A 6,085-nucleotide genomic window follows, 5' to 3' on the forward strand; every position below is an offset into this window, starting at 1 on the left:
GGCATGGATGCCGCGGCCAAGCCCCCATGGACGGGTTCACGGCGTCTCCCGCAGCCGGACCCACCCCGCCTACCCTCAGGAAACCAGCTTCTGCTGTTGCTTGGGCTTTTGCTGTGGCCGTTGCCTCGGCGGGTGCAGGGCGCCGCCCTGCCGAACTAAACTACCCGCCGTTGTTCCAGCAGGATTACCGATGTTCGATACCTCGTCCCAGCTCGATTGCGCCGGCCGCATCCTGCGCCTCGACCGTGCCCAGGTCATGGGCATCGTCAACGTCACCCCGGACTCGTTTTCCGATGGCGGCGCGCACGACACCACCGAGGCCGCAATCGCTCATGGCCTGAAGCTGGTCGAGGAGGGCGCGGACCTTCTCGATATCGGCGGCGAATCGACCCGCCCGGGCGCCACGCCGGTATCGGTCGAGGAGGAGCTGGGCCGGGTGATTCCGGTGATCGAGCAGCTGGCGGCCCGGACCCATGTGCCGATCAGCATCGACACCTTCAAGCCGGAAGTGATGCGCGCGGCCGTGGCCGCTGGCGCCGGCATGATCAACGACATCTTCGGCCTGCGTCAGGAGGGTGCGCTCGAGGCCGCTGCGGAAACCGGCGTGCCGGTGGTGCTGATGCACATGCAGGGCGAACCGGGCCACATGCAGGCCGATCCGCACTACGACGATGTGGTCGGCGAGGTGCACGGCTTCCTGGTGCAGCGCCTGTTCGCTGCCGAGATGGCAGGCATCGCGAAGAAGAACCTGCTGATCGACCTCGGTTTCGGCTTCGGCAAGACCACCGGCCACAACATGACCCTGCTGGCGCGTTCGGAGCGCTTTCTGGAACTGGGCGTGCCGATGCTGGCCGGCCTGTCGCGCAAGCGCAGTCTCGGTGAACTGACAGGTCGCGATACGCCGTCCGAGCGGGTAGCGGCCTCGGTGGCCGCGCACCTGATCGCGGTCCAGCGTGGCGCGCGCATCGTACGCGTGCATGACGTGGCGGCCACAGTTGATGCGCTGAAGATCTGGCAGGCGGTGCAAGCCGTACCGACGCCGCGCGCCGACGCTGCGCCGACGATCCGCTGGCCGGACGAAGACTGATGGGTATCGATCGGCGGCCACTGGCGATCGCCGTGATGGGGCCGACCGCCAGTGGCAAGACCGCCACTGCGATCGCCCTGGCACGGCAGCTGGATGGGGAAATCGTCAGCGTCGACTCGGCACTGGTGTACCGCCACCTGGACATCGGTTCGGCCAAGCCCGATGCGACGGAGCGCGCGCAGGCGCCGCACCATCTGCTGGACCTGCGTGACCCCTGGCAGACCTACTCGGCGGCCGAGTTCGCCGCCGATGCCGGGCGAGTCGTGGCCGACATCGTGGCGCGTGGCAGGACGCCGATCCTGGCCGGTGGCACTGGCCTGTACTTCCGGGCGCTACTGCAGGGCCTGTCGCCGATGCCGGAGGCCGACCCGGCAATGCGCGAAGCGCTCAGCGCCGAGGCGGCCGAGCGTGGCTGGGCGGCACTGCACGCCGAGCTGACCAAGGTCGACCCGGCCGCCGCCGCACGCATCCATGCGACCGATCCGCAACGCATCCAGCGGGCGCTGGAGGTCTATCGCCTGACCGGTATCCCCATTACTGAATGGCAGCGCCGGCCGGGCGTAGCGCCATTGCCGGTGCGCACCCTCAAGCTGATCCTCGCTCCACGCGACCGTGCGGTTCTGCACCAGCGCATCGAGGCGCGCTTCGACGCCATGCTGGGGCAGGGGTTCCTCGACGAGGTGCGGGCATTGCGCGCGATGCCGGAAATGGCAGCCGTGGAGGCGCCCCTGGACCTGCCGGCAGTGCGTGCGGTCGGCTATCGGCAGGCCTGGGAGTACCTGGACGGGGAGGGTGATGCCGCCCGTTTCCGTGACAAGGCGATCTTCGCCACCCGGCAACTGGCCAAGCGCCAGCTGACCTGGCTGCGCGGCGAGCTTGATGCGCGCTGGTTCGACCCCCATGTTGATGGGGAGCGCCTGGCCAGCGCGGTGTCGACCTTCGTCGCACGCTGAATCCCCGCCAGCCGTGTAACATCATCGGTCGGCGGGCGGCTCGGGGGCCGCGGCAACCGTCGGCAACCCAATAAGAACAATAATCAGGAGTGTGCAATGTCCAAGGGGCAATCGCTGCAGGATCCTTTCTTGAACGCACTGCGGCGCGAACGCGTGCCGGTTTCGGTGTACCTGGTGAACGGCATCAAGCTGCAGGGCACGATCGAGTCGTTCGACCAGTTCGTGGTCCTGCTGCGCAACACGGTCAGTCAGATGGTCTACAAGCACGCCATTTCCACCGTCGTTCCGGCACGCAACGTGAAGGTCGGTCCGGGCGGTGGTTACGTGCAGTCGGGTGAAGGCGGTCAGGCAGGTGATGAAGCAGACGAGTAATACCGGAGCGGTGAATGTTTGACCGCTCGAAAAAGGGTGAACACGCCCTGTTGATCCAGCCCCATTTCGGCAAGCTGGAAGACGATGTGCTCGAAGAATTCGGTGATCTGGCCCGCTCGGCCGGGGCCAGCATCGCCGCGACGATCACTGCGCGCCTGGACCGTCCGAATCCGTCGACCCTGATCGGCAGCGGCAAGCTGGACGAGATCAAGGCTGCGGCCGACGCCAGCGGGGCCGACCTGATCCTGGTCAATCATGCATTGAGCCCGGGCCAGGAACGCAACCTGGAACGTTTCCTCGAGCGCCGGGTGATCGACCGCACCGGCCTGATCCTGGACATCTTCGCCCAGCGTGCGCACAGCCACGAAGGCAAGCTGCAGGTCGAACTGGCACAGCTGCGCCACCTGGCTACGCGGCTGGTGCGCGGCTGGACCCATCTGGAGCGCCAGCGCGGCGGTTCGATCGGCCTGCGCGGACCGGGTGAAACCCAGCTGGAAACTGACCGCCGTCTGCTGCAGAAGCGGGTGGAGCAGCTGCAGAAGCGCCTGGAAAAGGTCGAAGTGCAGCGCACCCAGATGCGCCGTGCGCGTGTGCGCAGCGAGCTGCCGCGCGTTGCCCTCGTGGGCTACACCAACGCCGGCAAGTCGACCCTGTTCAACGCCATGACCGGCGCTGAGGCCTATGCCGCCGACCAGCTGTTCGCAACGCTGGATCCGACCGTGCGCCGCATCGCGGTGCCGGGGGGCAACGTGGTGCTGGCCGATACCGTCGGTTTCGTCCGCGATCTGCCGCATGATCTGGTCGCGGCGTTCCGCTCGACCCTGTCCGAGGCGCGCGAGGCCGACTTCCTGCTGCATGTGGTCGACGCTGCCGATCCGCACCGCGAGGAGCGCATCGCCCAGGTCGACGAGGTGCTGACCGCAGTCGGTGCCGGTGACCTGCCGCAATTGCTGGTGTTCAACAAGATCGACCGCATCGACGGTGCCGACGTGCGCCACGATGGCCAGGACGGTATCCCGGATGAGTCGCGTCGTGAGCGGGTGTGGATTTCCGCGCGTGACGGGCGGGGGCTGGAGCTGCTGCAGGCGGTGCTGGGCAAGCGCCTGGGCCTGCAGCATGTCACCGGCGAACTGCGCCTGCCGCCGGATGCCGGCCGCCTGCGCGCGCGCCTGCACCAGCTGGAAGTGATCCGCAGCGAGCAGGCTGATGAGGAAGGCTGGCTGCTGCATGTCGACTTGCCGATTGCCGAAGCCGAGAAGCTGGCCGCCAGTGCCGACGGCGCACCGATCCGGGCGCTGCTGCCGGAGAAACTGCCGGAGTGGTGAGGTAGCACCTGGCAGGGCCGGCGAGTGCCGGCCGCCGGCCGGCAGCGCAACCGTCCCGGATGGGCGCGACATCTGCCTGTCATCTGCGGTACAACGTGCAGGTTCTTCACCCCACCGTCATGCCGATGTCCATCCCCACCGACGCTGAACTCAATATCCAGTCCGCCGCGCTTGGGCAGCGCCTCGAGCAGGCCTCGCTGCAGCTGGTGACCGCTGAAAGCTGCAGTGGTGGCTGGATTGCAAAGTGCATGACCGACATCGCAGGTTCGTCGGCATTCTTCGACTGCGGCATGGTGGTCTACAGCTACGAAGCCAAGCAGCGCCTGCTCGGCGTGCGCGCACAGACGCTGGAGCAGTTTGGCGCAGTCAGCCGCGAAACCGTGCTGGAAATGGTTTCCGGTGCGCTGGTCAACTCGGGGGCCGGCATCGCGGTGGCAGTGACCGGCATCGCCGGTCCCGGCGGCGGCAGCCCTGGCAAGCCGGTCGGCAGCGTCTGGATCGGCTGGAAGCGGCGCGGCGGCTACGCCCGCGCCGAGCTGTTCCAGTTCGAGGGCGACCGCGAAGCCATCCGCCGGCAAACCGTGGCGGCGGCATTGCGCGGCATCGACGCCCAGCTGTGACATGCTGCTCCGGTAATCGTCCGGAGCACGCATGATGTGGGAAACGCTGGGCACGGTCCGTGACCTGGGCCGACTGCAGGAAATTGCGGTTGTCCTGATCCGCTATGGTTTCGGTGACGTGGTGCGGCGCATCGGCCTGGCCACCACGCTGGAGCGCGCTGGGCGCCTGCTGCACTGGAACGAGGATCGCCAGGAACTGCTGCGGATGACCGCGCCGGTGCGCGTACGCAGCGCGATGCAGGATCTCGGCCCGACCTTCGTCAAGCTCGGTCAGGTGCTGGCGACGCGCGTCGACCTGCTGCCGCCGGAATGGATCGCTGAACTGTCCGAGCTGCAGAACGCGGTGCCCGCGCTGCCGTACGCCGATATCCGCGAGCAGCTGGAGGCCGACCTGGGCGCCTCGCCTGCAGACGTGTTCGCCTTCCTCGATGAAATCCCGATGGCCGCCGCCTCGCTGGCGCAGGCCCATCGCGCGCGCCTGCATGACGGCCGCGAGGTGGTGCTGAAGGTACGGCGCCCGGGTATCCGCGACGTGGTCGAGGCCGACCTGCGGTTGCTGGCGCGCCTGGCCGAAATCGTCGAGGCGCGGCTGCCGGACCTGCGCCGCTATCGTCCGGCCGAGGTCGTGCAGCAGTTCACCGTGTCGCTGCGACGCGAGCTGGATTTCGCCGCCGAATGCCGCAACGCCGAACGCATCGCACGCAACTTCAACGGCCGTGACGACATCCTGATCCCCAGCGTGCACTGGCAGTGGACCTGTGAAAGCCTGAATGTGCAGGACTTCGTCGACGGCATTCCCGGGCGTGACCTGGCCGGCGTCGATGCGGCGGGCCTGGACCGGCGCGAACTGGCTCGGCGCGGTGCCGGCATCGTGCTCAAGATGGTGCTGGAGGACGGCTGCTTCCACGCCGACCCGCACCCCGGCAACATCTTCTACCTGCGTGACGGCCGCATCGGCGTGATTGACTTCGGCATGGTCGGCGCGTTGTCCGAAGTGCGCCGCTTCCAGGTCGCGCAGCTGCTGCACGGGCTGGTCGAGCAGGACCCGCAGAGCGTGGCCGATGTGCTGCTGGACTGGGCCGGCGGCGTGGAAGTGGACGAGAACCGCCTGCAGCACGACATCAGCCAGTTCGTCGACCAGTATCGCGGCGTGCCGCTGAAGGACCTGCGCATCGGCCTGATGCTGGGCGATATCACCCAGCTGCTGCGCAGCTACAGCCTGACCCTGCCGGCCGATCTGGCGCTGATGATCAAGGCCTTCCTGACCCTGGAAGGCATGGGTCGCCAGCTGGACCCGGATTTCGACATGGCCAGTGCCGCGCGCCCGTTCCTGGAACGGGTGGTGCTGCAGCGCTATGCGCCCAAGGCGCTGCTCAAGCGTGGCCGACGCAGCCTGCTGGGCCTGGTCGACTTCGCCGGGGAACTGCCGCGCGACCTGCGCAAGCTGGTCCAGGCGGCACGCCGCGGCCGCCTCCAGCTGAAGGTGGAAACCACTGCGCTGCAGGGCTTTGGCGAACAGGTGAATCGGGCAGCGAACCGGCTGGTGATGGGTATCGTCACCGCCGCGCTGATCATCGGGTCCTCGATCGTGATGCACAGCGTTGGCGGGGTCTCCAGTCGCTGGCTGCTGGCACTTGGCGTGTGCGGTTTCATCGGCGCCGGCTTCTGCGGCGTGTGGATCCTGTTCTCCATATGGAGGAGCGGCAAGCACACATAGTGTGCTTGCCG

General features: G+C 67.7%; 6 protein-coding genes. All 6 read left to right on the forward strand.

Features of this window, described 5'->3' with window-relative positions:
• The first annotated feature begins 190 nt into the window (after positions 1–190).
• The 6 genes from folP to ubiB all read left to right on the forward strand — a co-directional run bounded on the left by folP (position 191) and on the right by ubiB (position 6,074).
• On the forward strand, positions 191–1,087 hold the full coding sequence (folP, locus tag ABGA94_RS16610) for a dihydropteroate synthase (RefSeq protein ID WP_111128159.1): 897 nt from the start codon (positions 191–193) through the stop codon (positions 1,085–1,087).
• Positions 1,087–2,040 carry a tRNA (adenosine(37)-N6)-dimethylallyltransferase MiaA gene (gene miaA, locus ABGA94_RS16615; RefSeq protein ID WP_197598904.1) on the forward strand — a complete coding sequence of 318 codons (954 nt, stop codon included), beginning with the start codon at positions 1,087–1,089 and terminating at the stop codon, positions 2,038–2,040. Before folP ends, miaA begins: the two co-directional genes overlap by 1 nt.
• A gap of 96 nt (positions 2,041–2,136) precedes the next feature.
• Positions 2,137–2,412: an RNA chaperone Hfq gene (hfq, locus tag ABGA94_RS16620; protein WP_004152891.1), complete on the forward strand. Its 276-nt coding sequence runs from the start codon at positions 2,137–2,139 to the stop codon at positions 2,410–2,412.
• A gap of 14 nt (positions 2,413–2,426) precedes the next feature.
• Entirely contained in the window at positions 2,427–3,737 is a 1,311-nt protein-coding gene (gene hflX / locus ABGA94_RS16625) for a ribosome rescue GTPase HflX (protein WP_005416042.1), read from the forward strand.
• 125 nt (positions 3,738–3,862) lie between these two features.
• On the forward strand, positions 3,863–4,357 hold the full coding sequence (locus ABGA94_RS16630) for a CinA family protein (RefSeq protein ID WP_005416043.1): 495 nt from the start codon (positions 3,863–3,865) through the stop codon (positions 4,355–4,357).
• Between the two features lie 34 nt (positions 4,358–4,391).
• The gene (ubiB, locus tag ABGA94_RS16635) at positions 4,392–6,074 is read left to right on the forward strand and encodes a 2-polyprenylphenol 6-hydroxylase (protein WP_053499129.1); all 1,683 of its coding nucleotides are present in this window, start codon (positions 4,392–4,394) and stop codon (positions 6,072–6,074) included.
• The last annotated feature ends 11 nt before the right edge of the window (positions 6,075–6,085 follow it).

Origin of the sequence: Stenotrophomonas sp. 3diitr2024, from assembly GCF_042136455.1 — a bacterium.
Lineage (GTDB): Bacteria > Pseudomonadota > Gammaproteobacteria > Xanthomonadales > Xanthomonadaceae > Stenotrophomonas > Stenotrophomonas sepilia.